This is a genomic window from Bradyrhizobium sp. BLXBL-03 (assembly GCF_051853015.1).
Classification (GTDB): domain Bacteria; phylum Pseudomonadota; class Alphaproteobacteria; order Rhizobiales; family Xanthobacteraceae; genus Bradyrhizobium; species Bradyrhizobium manausense.
In genome coordinates this window covers 7,258,955-7,274,223 of the sequence record NZ_CP182470.1, presented here as the reverse complement: position 1 = coordinate 7,274,223, position 15,269 = coordinate 7,258,955, and the positions used below count along the sequence as shown (strand labels likewise).

General features: G+C 58.4%; 12 protein-coding genes and 2 pseudogenes. 8 read left to right on the top strand and 6 right to left on the bottom strand.

Annotated elements, in window-relative coordinates:
• Positions 1–142: 142 nt before the first annotated feature.
• The 5 genes and pseudogenes from ACNJX9_RS34605 to ACNJX9_RS34585 form a co-directional block, all read left to right on the top strand.
• Positions 143–1,984, top strand: a complete 1,842-nt coding sequence (locus ACNJX9_RS34605) for a hypothetical protein (protein ID WP_439406529.1) — start codon at positions 143–145, stop codon at positions 1,982–1,984.
• A gap of 163 nt (positions 1,985–2,147) precedes the next feature.
• Positions 2,148–2,837, top strand: coding sequence for an NAD-dependent epimerase/dehydratase family protein (locus ACNJX9_RS34600; protein ID WP_439406527.1), 690 nt, complete (start codon positions 2,148–2,150; stop codon positions 2,835–2,837).
• A gap of 866 nt (positions 2,838–3,703) precedes the next feature.
• Positions 3,704–5,227 carry a GMC family oxidoreductase N-terminal domain-containing protein gene (locus ACNJX9_RS34595; RefSeq protein ID WP_439406525.1) on the top strand — a complete coding sequence of 508 codons (1,524 nt, stop codon included), beginning with the start codon at positions 3,704–3,706 and terminating at the stop codon, positions 5,225–5,227.
• A 10-nt stretch (positions 5,228–5,237) separates the two neighbouring features.
• The gene (locus ACNJX9_RS34590; protein WP_439406524.1) at positions 5,238–6,311 is read left to right on the top strand and encodes an NAD-dependent epimerase/dehydratase family protein; all 1,074 of its coding nucleotides are present in this window, start codon (positions 5,238–5,240) and stop codon (positions 6,309–6,311) included.
• Between the two features lie 228 nt (positions 6,312–6,539).
• Positions 6,540–7,304, top strand: a pseudogene (locus ACNJX9_RS34585) (IS3 family transposase); the annotation flags it as partial.
• On the opposite strand, the gene ACNJX9_RS34580 reads toward ACNJX9_RS34585, so the two are convergent.
• The 4 genes from ACNJX9_RS34580 to istA form a co-directional block, all read right to left on the bottom strand.
• Complete coding sequence (locus tag ACNJX9_RS34580) at positions 7,274–9,343, bottom strand: recombinase family protein (RefSeq protein ID WP_439406484.1); 2,070 nt, start codon at positions 9,341–9,343, stop codon at positions 7,274–7,276. The pseudogene ACNJX9_RS34585 and the gene ACNJX9_RS34580 sit on opposite strands and share 31 nt — an antisense overlap.
• Positions 9,333–9,518: a hypothetical protein gene (locus ACNJX9_RS34575; protein ID WP_439406522.1), complete on the bottom strand. Its 186-nt coding sequence runs from the start codon at positions 9,516–9,518 to the stop codon at positions 9,333–9,335. The genes ACNJX9_RS34580 and ACNJX9_RS34575 overlap by 11 nt, the downstream gene beginning before the upstream one ends.
• 259 nt (positions 9,519–9,777) lie before the next feature.
• The gene (istB, locus tag ACNJX9_RS34570) at positions 9,778–10,521 is read right to left on the bottom strand and encodes an IS21-like element helper ATPase IstB (protein ID WP_439406521.1); all 744 of its coding nucleotides are present in this window, start codon (positions 10,519–10,521) and stop codon (positions 9,778–9,780) included.
• A 15-nt stretch (positions 10,522–10,536) separates the two neighbouring features.
• Positions 10,537–12,075 carry an IS21 family transposase gene (gene istA / locus ACNJX9_RS34565; protein WP_439406519.1) on the bottom strand — a complete coding sequence of 513 codons (1,539 nt, stop codon included), beginning with the start codon at positions 12,073–12,075 and terminating at the stop codon, positions 10,537–10,539.
• 142 nt (positions 12,076–12,217) lie between these two features.
• Here istA and ACNJX9_RS34560 point away from each other — a divergent pair, with 142 nt between their 5' ends.
• A complete protein-coding gene (locus tag ACNJX9_RS34560) occupies positions 12,218–12,340 on the top strand; it encodes a hypothetical protein (RefSeq protein WP_439406517.1) in 123 nt (40 codons plus the stop codon).
• A 139-nt stretch (positions 12,341–12,479) separates the two neighbouring features.
• Here ACNJX9_RS34560 and ACNJX9_RS34555 read toward each other — a convergent pair whose 3' ends face one another.
• Positions 12,480–12,716 (bottom strand): hypothetical protein, encoded by a 237-nt coding sequence (locus ACNJX9_RS34555; RefSeq protein WP_439410261.1) that lies wholly within the window; start codon positions 12,714–12,716, stop codon positions 12,480–12,482.
• A gap of 164 nt (positions 12,717–12,880) precedes the next feature.
• Here ACNJX9_RS34555 and ACNJX9_RS34550 point away from each other — a divergent pair.
• Positions 12,881–13,321: pseudogene (locus ACNJX9_RS34550) on the top strand (tyrosine-type recombinase/integrase); the annotation flags it as partial.
• 97 nt (positions 13,322–13,418) lie between these two features.
• Here the strand turns inward: ACNJX9_RS34550 and ACNJX9_RS34545 are convergent.
• Positions 13,419–14,522: a saccharopine dehydrogenase C-terminal domain-containing protein gene (locus ACNJX9_RS34545; protein WP_439406516.1), complete on the bottom strand. Its 1,104-nt coding sequence runs from the start codon at positions 14,520–14,522 to the stop codon at positions 13,419–13,421.
• Between the two features lie 252 nt (positions 14,523–14,774).
• On the opposite strand from ACNJX9_RS34545, the gene ACNJX9_RS34540 reads away from it, so the two are divergent.
• The gene (locus ACNJX9_RS34540; RefSeq protein ID WP_439406515.1) at positions 14,775–15,032 is read left to right on the top strand and encodes a hypothetical protein; all 258 of its coding nucleotides are present in this window, start codon (positions 14,775–14,777) and stop codon (positions 15,030–15,032) included.
• Positions 15,033–15,269 lie beyond the last annotated feature (237 nt).

Sequence of the window (15,269 nt, the reverse complement as noted above, 5' to 3'; positions counted from 1 at the left end):
TTGGCTTCATGCCCATCCCCTCTGCGTCATGAGACTCTACCAGATTTGGGAGGAGATTATGGGATTCAGCAAAGTTAGAAGTTCCTTCGGGCTGAGATCCATTGGAATGGGCCTCCCGCACGAAGCTTTCAGGAAAGGGCCTATGCCAAGATATCACCATTTCGTCAGCGGAAAGACGTTCTCAGCCCTACTGGATCGAATTTTGCTACCTTTGTCCGCTGTAACCACAGCGATGCTTTTCGCTTGGGTCTTATACTACAGCAGTTACGGTCTCAATATTGGCGACGAAGGTTACTGGCTTACCTCTATGGCGAACCCATTCGCCTACAGAATCAATATTCCGCCTTCTCTTTTTGGCGTCGTTTATCACGAGCCATATCATTGGGTAAAAGGCGACGTGGCAATGCTTCGCATGGCGAACGTCACGCTCACCATGCTGCTTGGCTGGATCCTCAGCTTCTTAGTGATCCGGCGCTTCTGGACCGCGGGCTGGCTGTATGAGGCGGTGCTATCGGCCGGGTTCGGCAGCCTGGCATTAGCCGCTTTTCATGACCGCTTTCTGGTCACCCCCAGCTACTATACACTCAACATTCAATCGGTCTTGCTGGTGATGATCGGCCTGCTGCTAGCCGACCGGCCAGGGCGCATCCGCCAATTCTCGGGATGGTTTCTCGTGGGCGTTGGCGGCTGGTGCTGCTTCATGGCCAGGCCGACCACCGCTGCGGCACTTGCCCTTGTCGTCATGCTCTATGTCATCGTTCTGCGCCGAACGTCTTTACTGCCCATGCTTGCTGCGGCGCTGGTCGCTCTCGCTCTAGTGATCATTACCGGCCATTTGATTGGCGGAGGCATCACTGGGCTGGTAGCTCGTACGGTCAACGGCGCTGAGGCGATAATGTTGCTGGGTGCCGGCCACGAGGTATCTCACATTTTTCGGATCGACTGGCTCGCTACTAGTCGCTCGCAACTCGCTATCGCAGTTTTACTGGCAACAGCCCTTTTGTTCAGCATTCTGATGCGGTCTACACTCGATTTGCTCTCCCAGTTGGCGCTTATTGCGGCGCTGATCGTAACAATAACGATTGCGGTGCTCGGGACCGATCCGATCAGCATCAAGCCCTCGACCCTATTCTTAGTGCCCGCCTTCGCATGCGCCGGCGCGACGCTTTATCGCGAGGGAATGGTTCTGCGCTCCCAGGCTCCCTGTAGCATGCCTCTAGCGTTGGTCTTTTTGGTCCTGCCACACCTGCTTGCGCTCGGTTCTAATCTCAATTACTGGATCATTGGTTCGTACGCCGCCTTGTTGTGGATGCTTGCGGTCGTCGCGTACCTAGCTCCTCTTGCTCAAGAGGGCCGCAGCGTCGCAACCCTACTTCCCCTGACGGTCTTGGCACAACTGCTCACAGCATCGGTGGTCAATACTGGCATGCTCAAGCCGTTCTTCCAAGCGAAGGATCTACGCACTTATACAGCTACTATGCATATGCCCGGAGGTGGAAAGTTGGTGATCTCGCAACTGTTCCACGACTATCTAGCCACTGCCAGAGTTGAAGCTCGTGCGGCCGGTCTAGAAATCGGTGCCGGGGTCGTCGATCTCACAGGCCATTCGCCAACCCTGCTGTATGTACTCGAGACGCAAGCACTAGGTCTACCATGGCTGATAGGGGGATATCCCGACAGTAGCGCAATCGCGCTGGAAGCGCTCAGGCTTGAAAAATGCGCCGATCTGGCCAAAGGGTGGATATTGATCGAGCCCGGTGGCCCGCGTCACCTGGACCAAACCAGTATCATGTCCTCCTTTGGAGCCGAGCCGGCGGACTACGTCCCCGCCGCTACATTTGAAACCCCGGTCCTGGGGGGCGATTATCCGAATGCCCATAAGCAGTTTCTGCTCAGGCCTGCGCGGCCGACTGCGCTGGCGGAGCAATCCTGCCATGAAGCTAGGCGACGGCGACCGGCTAGCCAGAAATGGACTCAATCCTGAAAGCAGCCGCAGGGCGTGGGCTTGGAATCCCAAGTCCAAGGAAAACCGCCCTGAGCTTCTGCTAGTGTTGAACAAATTGAAGGATCAAACAGGGAATTTCGAGATGAAGATGTCGCCATGTGGGCAACATCCCGACTTGCGCTTCAAATTGCAAAGGTGAAAAATGGTGAATACAGCTTTAGTTGCAGGCCGCGCGGGATACTTTGGGCAATTGTTGAGCAAACGGTTGCTTGAGCGAGGAACGCATGTTCGTGTGTTCGACCTCAATTTCCCTGATTTCAGTCATCTAAACCTTGAATCTTTTAAAGGCACGATTCTCGACCGCAACGCGGTTAAGCAGGCGGTCTCAGGCGTGAACAAGATGTTCCACAACGTTGCCCAAGTACCTCTGGCCAGAGATGTAGACCTGTTCTGGTCCGTCAACAGGGGCGGCACTCAGATCGTTGCTGACGAATTGGTCGTGGCAGGAGTCGAGAAGCTGATATACACCTCCTCCAGCGCTGTTTTTGGAGCTCCGAAATCGAACCCCGTCACGGAGAATACGGCCCCCAATCCGGCCGAGGACTACGGACGCACGAAACTCGCTGGAGAAATCATTTGTAAGAAGGCAGTGAGCCATGGCTTGGACGTGGCGATTGTGCGCCCGCGGACTATTCTCGGACATGGCCGGCTTGGCGTCGTTCATATCTTGTTTGATTGGATTGAACGGGGCCTCGACATTCCATTTTTGGCTGACGGCGAAAATTTTGAGAATACAACATTGGCTCCGCCGAATTTGGCACAATGCGTAAACTTCTGCAGGTGGCAATCGATCATGCGGGAACGACGAGCCGAATCGGGGCAATGCCGATGAGGCCAACTACTCTCGCAGCGAATTTGGCCAGTGCGCTCGGCTTTTCCCCCTTAGGCCCGTACCATTTGTTGATGTGTGGCCGACCAATGTATTTCGACATTTCGAAAGCACAAACAGTTACGTACCGAAGTAATCGAATTCCCAGATGATCATCGATAGTTATGATTGGTATCAGGCCAATAAGTCGTCTCTGAGCAAAGACGGAGCGTCAAACCACAAGTCTCCAGTCAAACAGCGGCTTCTCGCACTGATTCCCTACATATTGCGGGTGATCCCGGAATGAATATGCCGCCTCTGATCACGCTTCTTGCCGCGGGCCTGAATTCCTGCAGTATCTTGCTGCAGTGGAGCCGGACGTCATTGCCTGCCGATGCCCTACTAGCCGATAAGCTTCTCTCAATGGGCTTTATAGGTGCCCTAGTTTTTTTCGGTTGTGTTAGCCGGTATTATTTTTCTGGCTCGAGGAGACTAAAAATGATATTCGATCGAGTGCTCGTGGCAACACTGATGCCGACGTGGCCATTGCTCGACGCGGAAGAAAGACCAATCGTAGTAGTCGAAGTGGCTGCAAGCGTCACCCGGGCCATTGGAGGCGCCCCCTTTTTTGTACGTTCGACGGTTCGAAGCGTTTCGATTTTGCTGGGCCTTTGCATCTTGTTGATCTCGACCGCCGCGGGCGGTCCGTTAGCAACCGCCTCTCGAGCAGACAGTTTTTATGCTCTTCTGCAGAGGTCGCCCGGTGCTATCACGTCCGTCGTACGCCTCTATCGATCGATGACGCTACTTGCATTTTATGACCACATGTACGTGACGGCCAAGCTTTGGTCCGCACGGCCTGGGCCTACTCTGAACCAAAAGGCACGGACATGAAAGGCAGTTTTCATCCGACCAACGCACTGCAACTGGAAGCGGATGCGGTGATTATCGGCTCCGGTGCGGGCGGTGCCAGCGTGGCAGATGCGCTGACATCTGCCGGTTTATCTATAATCATGCTTGAAGAAGGTAAGCATATTCCGCCGTCATCGGCTTCTCCTATCGCAATAGAGGCATTTTCGGCCGCTTGGCGCGGCGGAGGAATAACCGCCGCGATTGGCAGGCCTAGCATTACCTATGCGGAAGGCCGCTGCGTCGGGGGAGGAACAGAAATCAACAGCGGTATTACCCAACGAGCCGATAGCGATCTCATTGATCAATGGCGCTCGCTCAACAAGATCGAGAATTTTACGCCCGATGAACTGGCGCCATATTACGAGCGCGCAGAGGCGGCGGTAAATGCAAGCCTGACCCCCGGTCCGCACGGACGCGCGACCGATATTTTGCGGCAGGGGGGCGAAGCGCTCGGTTGGAAAGTATCGGAACTGAAACGGGCGCAACGTGGCTGTAAGGGGGCGAACCGATGTTCTTATGTATGTCCGAACGGCGCCAAGCAGTCTATGTCGGTGACGCTTCTGCAGAAGGCGATGGACTGCGGGATGCGGCTGCTGGCGCAAACGCGGGTGGACAAGATCCGAATTGAAAAAGACCGCGCCACAGAGGTCCTTGCCCAGTCACGGGATACTAGCGGACAGGCCGTGCCAGTCCGCGTAAAAGCCGACCTGGTGTTTGTTTGCGCCGGTGCAATTCAAACCCCAGCGCTTTTGCGCCGCTCTGGCCTGCGTGAACGCATTGGTAATACGCTGCGCCTTCACCCGACAATCAAGGCAACGGCGCTGTTTAACGAGCCGGTCGATGCGCATCAGTCGCGGCTTCCTTTAACTGCGATTACCGAATTTATGCCAGAACAACGCATCGGTGGATCGGTATTCACGCCCGCGGTCTTTGGCCTCTCGCTTGCGGAGGACTGGACCAATCGCGGCGATCTGATGCGGGACTGGCGTTTTTGCGGCTCATATTACGGCATGATACGTCCGCGCGGCGTGGGCTCAGTGAGACCGATTCCGAGCTCTAACGAGCCGCTTGTCACTTTCAAACTTGCCCCTGAGGACTGGATTGCGTTGAGCCAAGTTCTTACGCGTCTTGGCCAAGCCATGTTTGCCGCCGGCGCTCGCAAGGTGTTCCCCAGCATATCCGGCCATGAAGGATGGACGAGCCCTGATCAGGTGCATGAATTCTGGAACAAGCCTCTGCCCAAAGGGGCAACGAATCTGATGACAATACACTTGTTTTCGAGCTGCCCGCCTGGCGAGCATCGGGATGTTTGCGCCGTCGACAGTTACGGGCGGGTGCGCGGCATTGAAAACCTCTTTATCGCCGATGGCAGCCTCATTCCGGAAGCGCCAGGCGTCAATCCCCAAATGACCATCATGGCGCTAGCTTTCCGGGCTGCGGAGGCAGCGCTCTGTCATTCAGCACGAGAACGTGCCGGCTCAGCCACAAGAGAAAGAAATTAAGGGGCAATTAATGTCGCAAGAGGTAATCCCGATAGCCCTGAATACGCCGCTCGTGCTTCTGACGGGAGCCTCCGGCTGGCTGGGCGGGCGGATCGCGGCGGCGCTGACGACAGGTTTGCCGGAAACACGACTTCTTGCAACCGGAGGCTTCCGGTTACGGGCGCTCGCCCTTCCGGGAGAAGACGTGTCGCAGCTACGTCAACAGGGCATACAAATCGTGATAGGTGACATCCGGGACATGGAAACTGTTCGTGCATTCATGGCCGGTGCCGAGGGTGCCATATTGATCCACATTGCGGGGGTTGTTCATCCCAAATCGGTTGCTCAGTTCGAAGCGATCAACACGCAAGGCACGATCAATCTGCTTACGGCGGCGCAAAAGATAGGCGTACGGCGCGCGATCGTCATGTCCTCAAATTCGCCGATGGGCTTCAACCCACATCCGGACCACAGGTTCACTGAGAAAAGCCACTATAACCCATATATGGGATATGGCCGCTCCAAGATGCTGATGGAAAAAGCGCTGCGTGCGGAAATTGCCGTTGGTGGGCCGACAGAAATTGTCATCGTCCGTGCGCCGTGGTTTTACGGACCCAATCAGCCAACAAGGCAAACGCTCTTTTTCAAGATGGTAAAGAACGGCAAGTTTCCAATCGTTGGATCTGGGCGAAACCGCCGCTCGATGGGCTATACTGACAACCTCGCGCAGGGCATCCTGCTTGCCTCAGCTCACAAAAATGCGGCGGGCGAGATTTTCTGGCTTGCGGACGAGACGCCGTACACGATGAACGAAATTGTCGAAACCATCAGCAAGGTCCTGCATGAAGATTTTGGGATGACGGTCAAACGTAATAAGATCCGTCTGCCGAGCGTTGCGGCCAAACTCGCAATGGCGGTTGATGCAACTCTTCAAATGGCCGGCATTTATCACCAGAATGTCCATGTTCTTTCTGAAATGGACAAGACAATTGCCTGCGACATCACTAAGGCGAGAAAAGTGCTTGGATATGGGCCCAAGATCGCCTTGCGAGAAGGCATGCGCCTTTCGATCGACTCGTGCCTGAAGGATGGGCAAGCGATTTAGGTGGTCTTAGGTCAGAACGCTGCACCGATTTTTGGCTAAAGCAGGATGGGTTTAGTTAGGGATGAACGAAGCCGCTGGCGCGGCATTTGAGGAGAGGTGGTAACGGCCGGCTCCCGCTATCTAGAGCTCGAGGGCTCTCAGAGCCCAACACTTCAGACAGGAGGTTTTCCGATGGCCGAGGTGAGCCCTCTCCGCCGACGCATCCACAATTTGTCGCCGGCGAGCAGCGAGTGGCAGGTCTCAATCCGCAGGGCCTGTGACGCTCTCGAATTTGACCGCTCGACCTACCACTACAAGTCCCGTCGCTCCGGCCAGGCTGCCCTCGAACAGAAGATCAAGGAGATCTGTCATGTTCGTATCCGCTACGGTTATCGTCGTGTTCACGTCCTGCTGCGTCGTGAAGGCTGGCGCCATGGCCAGAACAAGACGCGGCGCATCTATCGCGAATTGGGCCTGCAATTACGCAACAAAACGCCCAAGCGCCGGGTCAAGGCCAAGCTGCGGGATGATCGCAGGCCGGCCACACGATCGAACGAGACCTGGGCGATGGACTTCGTCCATGACCAGTTGGCAACCGGACACAAGCTGCGCGTACTTACGATTGTCGATACCTTCTCCCGCTTCTCGCCGGCGCTGGCGCCACGGTTGACTTTTCGCGGCAGCGACGTCGTGGCGATACTGGAAAGGGCCTGTAAGGAAGTGGGATACCCGGCGACGATCCGCGTCGATCAAGGCAGCGAGTTCGTGTCGCGCGACCTTGACCTTTGGGCCTACCAGCGCGGCGTCACGCTGGACTTCTCGCGGCCCGGCAAGCCGACCGACAATGCGTTCATCGAAGCCTTCAACGGTCGCTTCCGGGCCGAATGCCTCAACGCCCACTGGTTCCTCAGCCTTGCGGACGCCCAGGAAAAAGTGGAGACTTGGCGCAGATATTACAACTGCGCATCTGAACACCCATCTGGCTATGTGATTGAAGAGAAGAGATTTTGTTGAGCGGGATGCGATCCCGCGGGGTATTTTGGGTTCTGTCGCGCTCGTTCGGCGATAGATTGAGCGGCAGTTGTTATCAGCCAGGTGCGGGCGAAGATCCAAGGACCATCCGGGAGAGGATGGATGGATTCGATCTCGCCGGCTTCAGCGGCGAGCCGGAGCGTCTTGGGCGCGATCTTCAGGAGCTTTGCGGCGTTGCCAAGGTTGAGCCATGGCTCGATCCCGTCCTCGGCGGGCTTGAACACCGGGATGTGGTAGTTCGAGCGCATTGATGTGACGCGCTCGCGGGTCCAGCGATTGCCGTTACCGGTCTTGAGGCCGTTGCGATTGAGGAGGCCGGCAATCAGATCGTCGCTGGCGATCAGCACGAACTGACGCACGGCCTGGATGATGTCGGCGGAGGTGCTGTTGCGCTGTCCGCGCCGGCGCTTGGGCAAGCGCAACTCGCTGTGGGCGCCCCCCACCCAATGGACGATGAGAACGATCTCCGAGGCCGCGTCGTCGATATCGGCCACGACCTCATGGATGAGGGTCCGCACAATGCGCTTCTTGAGGCGAGCATCCGTGGTCGGCGCATCCCAGACCGTTTTGAGGTTCGAGGCCAGAACGCCGAGCGAGGCTGGATCAGCAAGGGGTGCGGGCGTCGCCGCATCATGCATGGCGATCTTGGCCTCAACCTCCGCCGCGTGAGCGAGCGACCTGTTCCAGCGGGCTTCCAGCTCACTGGCCACCAGCCGGTTCGCGGGATCAGTGGCATCGTATTGCCGGAAGGCTCGGTCGGCGGCATAGCGCGCCGCTTCGAGGTCGCGACTGAGAGCATCGCGTACCTGATCGCGCCGTTCCCTGGCTCCCTTGGCGGCAGCGGTTGCGGCGGCGACAGCGCCCGGACCGACGACGCCAAGCAGTGCTTCCTCGATGGCATCATCGACGCGCAGTCCGCCGAAGGCGATGCAGTGGGCCCCGCCATTGTCCATCCAGGCGCGGCTGCAGCTGTAGCGAGGGATATGGTTTTCCATGCCGGAGTACCGGAGTGTGAGCTTGCGACCGCAGCGCTTGCAGCGGATCAGACCGGCCAGCAACGCGTCACCATGCTTGGGCGCGCCGTGATGCCGACTGGTGGGAACATTGCTGCTGACCATGGTGCGAATCGCCTCGAACTTCTCCCAGCTCACATACCCTTCGTGAGTGTTGGGCTTCAGCGTCAGCCAGTCGTTCCGCGCCTTGCGGCGGATCTTCACGCTCACGCCCGCGGTGCTGTATCCCGCCGCCACAGCTGTCTTACCATAGGCATAGGCGCCGCCGTAGACCGGGTTCTCAATGATCCGGTGGATGGCAGAGTAGTTTGGTCGCCGCCAGGCCGTGTCGCCGTTGGTCTGCTTCACCGGCAAATCGAGATTGTACTCGTGGAGCCAGCAGAGCGCCTGCCGCGCGCTGCCCAGTTCCTCGACCTTGTCGAACACCAGCTTGATCGCTTCCTGGACACGCCGATCCGGGTCTTTCTCATAACGGTCGCCGGCCTTCACGAAGCCGACGGGCGCTGTCACAACCAACTCGCCCCGGCGTGCCTTCTCGTAGCGGGCCGAGAGCGAGCGCTGGCGCAACAGATCCAGCTCGTACTCGTTGAGGCTGCCCTTGAGCCCGAGCAGCAGGCGGTCGTTGCCGTGCCTTGGCGCATAGATGGTCTCTTGATCGACCAGAACGGTATCGACCACGCGGCACATCTCGATGAGTTGCTGCCAATCCCGGCTATTGCGGGCGAAGCGCGAGACCTCGCGGGCGCAAACCGCACCAACCTTGCCGAGGCAAACCTCCGCCACCATTCGCTCGAATCCGGCGCGTTGTATGCCGCCGGCGGCTGAACGACCGAGATCATCATCGATCACTTCAATCTCTGACCACCCGAGTGCCGTCAGTCGGTCTCGCATGGCGTATTGCAGCGCGCTGCTCTCGCGATTGTGCAACACCTGATGGGCCGAAGATTGACGCACGTAAAGAATCGCCTTGCGCTCCAGATGATGAGGCCTGACCTTGTCAGAGATCATGATCGACCTCCTTCGCGCGCGGCGTCGCTGTCATCGCAGCATGGTCGAGGATCAATTGCGTCATCAGGCTCGTGAGCGCTGCCCGCGCTTCTGCTGGCAGATCCAGCCATGTGGGCGCGCCGACGGCGCCGTTCGACAGGCCACTCCCGAACAGATCCATCTGATGCTTGCGCATTCCAGGGATGGTGATCAGGTGTTCCAGGCGATGGTGATCACGGATTCCAGTGATCGCGATCAGGTGCGGAGGCGAACACGGCTGACGATTGCATCTGGGCTGGAAATAGTCTCCTCGTCAAGATTGGCGGGTTGGTTTGGAGATCGTCCCGGCGGTCCATGGGAGGGCCCCGTGCGCGGCGCGGAGTGCCCCCACGAGCGACGTAGCGACGCGCGCGGGAGGGGCCTGTGGGCCGGCGGGCCGATCGTGCGCGAGGTGCTCACGGTTTTTTCTTTTCGCCAGCCTGACGCCGTAGACTGTCGCCTTTGAGCTCGATGCGGTGGGCATTGTGAATGATGCGGTCCAATATCGCATCGCCGAGGGTGGGATCGGCAATGACGTCATGCCATTGCGACACGGGGACCTGACTTGTAATCAACAAGGACCCCTTGTCGTAGCGATCATCGACGATCTCAAGCAGATCACGGCGCTGGTCGGCGGTGAGCGGTTCGGGTCCCCAGTCGTCGAGGATGAGGAGATTGACGCGCTCCAGGGCCGCGATCAGGCGCGCCAGACGGCCTTCGCCGCGCGCCTGGGCGAGATCGGCGAACAGACGGGATGTTCGCTTGTAGAGGACGGAAAAGCCGTCGCGGCAGGCCTTGTTGCCGAGCGCGCAGGCAAGCCAGGACTTGCCGGTGCCGGTTGGGCCGACAATGACCAGGTGGTTGCTGTCACGGATCCATTGACAGGTGACGAGGTTCTGGAAGAGCGAACGATCGAGACCACGGGCGGTGCGATAGTCGACGTTCTCGATGGTGGCGGCTTGACGGAGCTTGGCACTGGTCAAGCGGCGCGTGAGGCGGCGGTTGTCGCGGGCGGTGACCTCGCGATCGACGAGGAGGCCGAGCCAATCGGCGTGCGGCATCTCGGCCGCCTCGGGATTGTTCTGCAGTTCGGCGCAGGTATCGGCCATGGCGGCGAGGCCGAGTGCGCGCAAGCGATCGACGGTGGGGTGAATGAGCATGCTGATCTCTCCTGATCAATTGTAATAGCTGCGGCCACGGATGTTGGTATGGAAGAGGATGGGCGCCTCCTCGGCGGGAGGAGCAGTTCTGTCAGTGCCGTTCTTGAGGATGGCGGCGACCGATTTGTACGACCGGGCGTTGAGCAGGAGGGCCCGGGCACAAGCGGCATCGACGCGTTCCTGGCCGTAGCGCTTGACCAGCCCGAGAATGCCGATGGCCGAGCGGAAGCCCTGTTCCGGATGTGGCCGCGATCGCAGGATGACGTCGATCAGCGTCTGGGCATCGGGACCGACCTTGGCGGCTTCCGAACGAATGCGCTCAAGGGTCCAGTCGCGATAGCGGCGATGTGAGCTCGGCATATGCTCGGGAATCGTGGTCGGGCGATGTGGCAAGGTGCTGCGCAGATGCGACGCCACCCGATTGCCGCGGAGAAATATCTCGACGGTCTTTTGGGTGATGCGGGCCTCAACCTCCTGATGAACGAGGTTGTGAGGGACGCTGTAGTAATGCTTGGCGATCTCGACGTGATAATCGAGGTTGACCCGGCAGCGCTTCCACTCGGCATACTCGTACGGTTCATCCGGCAAGGGGGTGAGCGCCGGATGATCGAGCTCCTGAAACAGTTCGCGCCGACTTCGCCCCCAGCTCCGGAGAGGTCGATCGTTCAACTCGACAAGGAGCGCGTAGATCGCCTCGTTGAGGGCGGCGAGCGAGAAGAAGCGGCGGTTGCGCAAGCGCGCCAGAATCCATCGCCCGACGATTTGGACCCCGACTTCGACCTTGGCTTTGTCGCGCGGCCGATACGGCCGCGCTGGAACGATGGCGGTGCGGTAATGGCGGGCGAGATCGGCATAGGTCCGGTTGACCATCGGCTCGTGGAAGCAAGCCCGGGTGATACCGGCCTTCAGATTGTCGCTCACCGTCTGCCGGGCCACGCCGCCGAAAAAGGCAAAGGCCCGAACGTGCGAAGCGATCCAGTCCGGCAGGCTCTGGCTGAGGCTGGCCTCGGCGTAGGTGTAGTTCGAGGCGCCGAGCACGGCGACGAAGATCTGCGTGCTGCGCACCTCACCCGTGAGCCCGTCAACCACCTCCATCGTGTGGCCGGAATAGTCGACGAACAGCTTCTCGCCGGCGACATGAACCTGGCGCAGGGTCGGCTTGAGGCGGCCGGCCCATTCCTTGTAGCGTTCGCAGAACCATGAGTAGCTGAAGCTGTCGGAGCTTGCGTCGCAATACTCCTCCCACAACAGCATCAGCGTGACGTTCGGGCGCCGCAGCTCGCGATGCACGAGCGCCCAATCCGGCTGCGGACGTTCGTCGCTGGGCCGATCAGAGGGTGGCGGATACAGGCGGTTCTCGAGCCGGACATCGTCATCCAGCTCTGGCCGCAACGGCCAGGTCAGGCCGGCGCGGCGGGCGCGGTTGAGGTACTTGCTGACCGTGCCTTGGGCCAAGCCGAGGCTGCGGGCAACGGCGCGTTGCGACATGCCGACGCTGTAGTGCAGGCGTAGAACTTCACGAATGTGGCGCATGGACAGTCTCTCTGTCGGCATCTCGATCCTCTGCGGTTGGGCAAAAGACCAAGGTAGCCGGGTTGCAGACTGTCAGCGGTGCGCGCCTCCCCGTTGCCCCCGATCATGATCGCTGGAAATAGCGATCACGATCGGCTGGAAACGATGATCACGATGCTCTGGAATGGGTGATCACGATGGCCTGGAATCGGTGATCACGATCGGCTGGAACACGCATGATGCTGCGGCCGCGGTTGTCGATTGCGTCGGTATCCGCTCCCTGGCACTGCCGTCTGCCGTGACATGAGTCTCTCCCCGATTCTGGTCGTGAGAGGCTCTGGATGCGCCAGAAAGCAGGGCAGCTGATGGCGTTCGATCCTTCAACGCCCGATCGAGAAGCGCAGAGAGCGCCGCAAGTGCGTCAATGCTGACAAACGGCTGAGCTGTCAAAGGCTCAGCGTCAGGGCATGCTGTCCGATCGAACATCCATGCTGGAACCTCCAACCATCGATCCGCTTGCGATCCATCAAGAGAGCAGCGGAAAGCGACATCATCAGCCTTCTCGACCCTTCCATGAACGCAAACTCGGCGACCAAACCAGGGATGATGTCGGTAAAGAACCTCGCGAAGAACCGTCCTGTGGGCGTTCTTGAGCCTTGTTGTATAACGAAGAACGGCCCCATGGGGCGATCGGCAACAGACCGCCGATTTTGCTGCAAACCCACCTTGGCGCATCCAGCCCGCCAACGTGACAGAGGCGTAAAACTCTAGGTCTGGGTGGTCCAAAGTTCGGTCTCGCTCCAAAAACCCCGAGACTCTAACCGCCGCTGGATGAAAGTTCGGTGGCAGGTCATTCCAGATTCACCTGGTGGCGACGGGGATCCCATGGCCTGCACTGAATCAGATCGTCTGTGCGTTGCAATCTTCTACGGCGTGACGCTCGGTCACAGCACGATCCCGGAGCGGATCGCCTATGCGCGGTGCCACGCAAGTGCCGGTCGTGCTGTGTGCCGACGAGGTGGTGAACTTTCTAGAGGCGATCCCGAGCCTAAAGAGCCGCAAAGCGTTGACGACAGGCTATGCCGCCGGACTACCGCTGTCGAAGGTGGCTTTCCTCAAGGTCGCGGATATCGACAGCCAGCGGATGGTAATCCGGGTCGAACAAGGCAAAGGCGGCAGGGACCGCTATGTCATGCTCTCGCCGCGGCTTCTGAAGATTCTGAGAGCCCACTGGCGGCTAACCCGACCGACACGCTGGCTATTTCCCGGCCGCGACAGTGAGCGGCCGCGCGTCCGTGCTGCACCGCCGATTTCATTCCTGGCTATGCAACTCCCTTGGCTTTGGAGAGCGAAATGAGCCGCTGCAAACAGGTGCGCTGAACAGCTCATCTGGCTTGGTTCATCCGCATGGCGTCCGGATTGTAAATCTGACCAAACCGATTGCCCAGAAAGTCCGCCAAACCAATCTCCTCCTGTCGGACAAAGCCTTTTGCCGGCAACCGGTCCTGCGCGAGAAGGTCAAAGATAGTGGTAATTCCTGTCGCCGTCGCCATTTGGATTGCAGTCGATGTGCGTCCCGCAACAATTCCAGGATAGATCTTGTTTGCATAGGTTTCCTGCACATAACGTCCATCGCGCCAACCGCAGACAGTGACAAAGATGATGACCACATCTTGCGTGGTCGCCGGCAGAGCATTTTCGAATAGATCTTTCAGAACATCTCGACGGTCCTTCAGATTGAGATCGTTTAGCAGCGCCTTCATAATTGCCTGGTGACCAGGATAACGGATTGTTCGATAGTTCATCGTGCGCACTTTCCCCTCCAGCGTCCTTGCCAGCGTACCCAATCCGCCAGAAGTATTGAAAGCTTCATAAGTCACTCCGTCAAACGAAAGCTCCTCCCGCTCCTCCATCGCCGGCACCTGCACAAGTCTGCCGTCGACGATGGCATCGCAGGGCTGAACATACTCGTTGATCAGGCCGTCGGTGCTCCAGAGCAGGTTGTAGTTCAGCGCGTTAGAGGGATACCGGGGCAGCGCGCCGACGCGCATGCGTACGCTGTCGAGTGTGTCGAAGCGCGATACCATGTCGTTGGCGACGATTGAAACGAAGCCAGGCGCCAGGCCACATTGCGGGATGAATGCCCGATCCGCATTGTGAGCCAGATCTTCGATCTTCTCACTGGTCGCTACATCCTCGGTCAAATCAAGATAGTGCGCGTCCGCCTCAAGTGCGGCCTCGGCGATCTGCCCCGTTACATGAAAGGGGGCGGCGGAAAGAACCGCGAATTTCTCCGTGAGCGCGGCCGCCAGACTTGCATTGTCCGCAATGTCAAGCAATGCAATGGAAAGCGCCGGATGGCGATCCACCTTGTCGAGCTGCTCACGACTGCAGTCGGCGACCGTCACCTTGTAGTCGCCAGTATCGACCAGCATCGACGCGATTGCACCGCCGATCCGACCTGCCCCGATGACCAGAATATCTTTCATGTTTGTTCCCTAGTTTTTTTGTACGTTGGATATTCAAGATTTAGGGATGAAATCGGACAATTCATAGTGACAAAAGGTACTGTTGGCACACCTGTTCTGGCAGTTTGACAATCGCCTGGACACTAGAAACGTGCTCGTCCGGGTTCGAACTAAAGCGAAGCTGTCGGGTTTAGACTGAGCATGCCGGCACACCGGTGGTGACACTGGTGAGGTAGTGCCGCCTCGTAGTGCCACGCAGACTTTAGCTGAATCTTGGAAGAAAACGGCGATTACCGTTTATGCCGTTGTTGCGTGGGATATGCTTCAAGTGGTACGGGCGCATATGCTATTGGTTTTGTGCCGAAAGCATTGGCGGAGGTCGTTATCTTCGTTCGAAAAATGCGCGAGATAATTGCGATGAATGGTCGCGGATTTCGCGAATTGTTTGACGCAATCTGGATCATCGAAGGTGTCGAGCAGAGGGCTGATGGGGTAGAATACCGGATTGGTACAACGGTGATCCACATATAACAAGATTCTGTGTTTGTTTTCCGCATCGCCGCCCGTTCGGAATGGATGATCCGTTATTGTCTCGACTGCGACGATGGTTTTGGCGCGAACCGCGCGAGCGCTGGCCAAGTTCTCACATCGGCACAAAAGCTGGTTAGGTTCGCAACATCGCCACGCCGTGCTACCCACCTTAGCTTTTGAACGCGCAATCAGTGGCTTAGTGTTCGCTGACGCCGATGGCACGAACATTGCTATTGA

Coding starts and splice junctions, on each gene's coding strand:
- ACNJX9_RS34605 (WP_439406529.1), top strand. CDS start 143: ATGCCAAGATATCACCATTTCGTCAGCGGAAAGACGTTCTCAGCCCTA.
- ACNJX9_RS34600 (WP_439406527.1), top strand. CDS start 2,148: ATGGTGAATACAGCTTTAGTTGCAGGCCGCGCGGGATACTTTGGGCAA.
- ACNJX9_RS34595 (WP_439406525.1), top strand. CDS start 3,704: ATGAAAGGCAGTTTTCATCCGACCAACGCACTGCAACTGGAAGCGGAT.
- ACNJX9_RS34590 (WP_439406524.1), top strand. CDS start 5,238: ATGTCGCAAGAGGTAATCCCGATAGCCCTGAATACGCCGCTCGTGCTT.
- ACNJX9_RS34580 (WP_439406484.1), bottom strand. CDS start 9,343: ATGATCTCTGACAAGGTCAGGCCTCATCATCTGGAGCGCAAGGCGATT.
- ACNJX9_RS34575 (WP_439406522.1), bottom strand. CDS start 9,518: ATGCGCAAGCATCAGATGGATCTGTTCGGGAGTGGCCTGTCGAACGGC.
- istB (WP_439406521.1), bottom strand. CDS start 10,521: ATGCTCATTCACCCCACCGTCGATCGCTTGCGCGCACTCGGCCTCGCC.
- istA (WP_439406519.1), bottom strand. CDS start 12,075: ATGCCGACAGAGAGACTGTCCATGCGCCACATTCGTGAAGTTCTACGC.
- ACNJX9_RS34560 (WP_439406517.1), top strand. CDS start 12,218: ATGGGTGATCACGATGGCCTGGAATCGGTGATCACGATCGGCTGGAAC.
- ACNJX9_RS34555 (WP_439410261.1), bottom strand. CDS start 12,716: ATGGGGCCGTTCTTCGTTATACAACAAGGCTCAAGAACGCCCACAGGA.
- ACNJX9_RS34545 (WP_439406516.1), bottom strand. CDS start 14,522: ATGAAAGATATTCTGGTCATCGGGGCAGGTCGGATCGGCGGTGCAATC.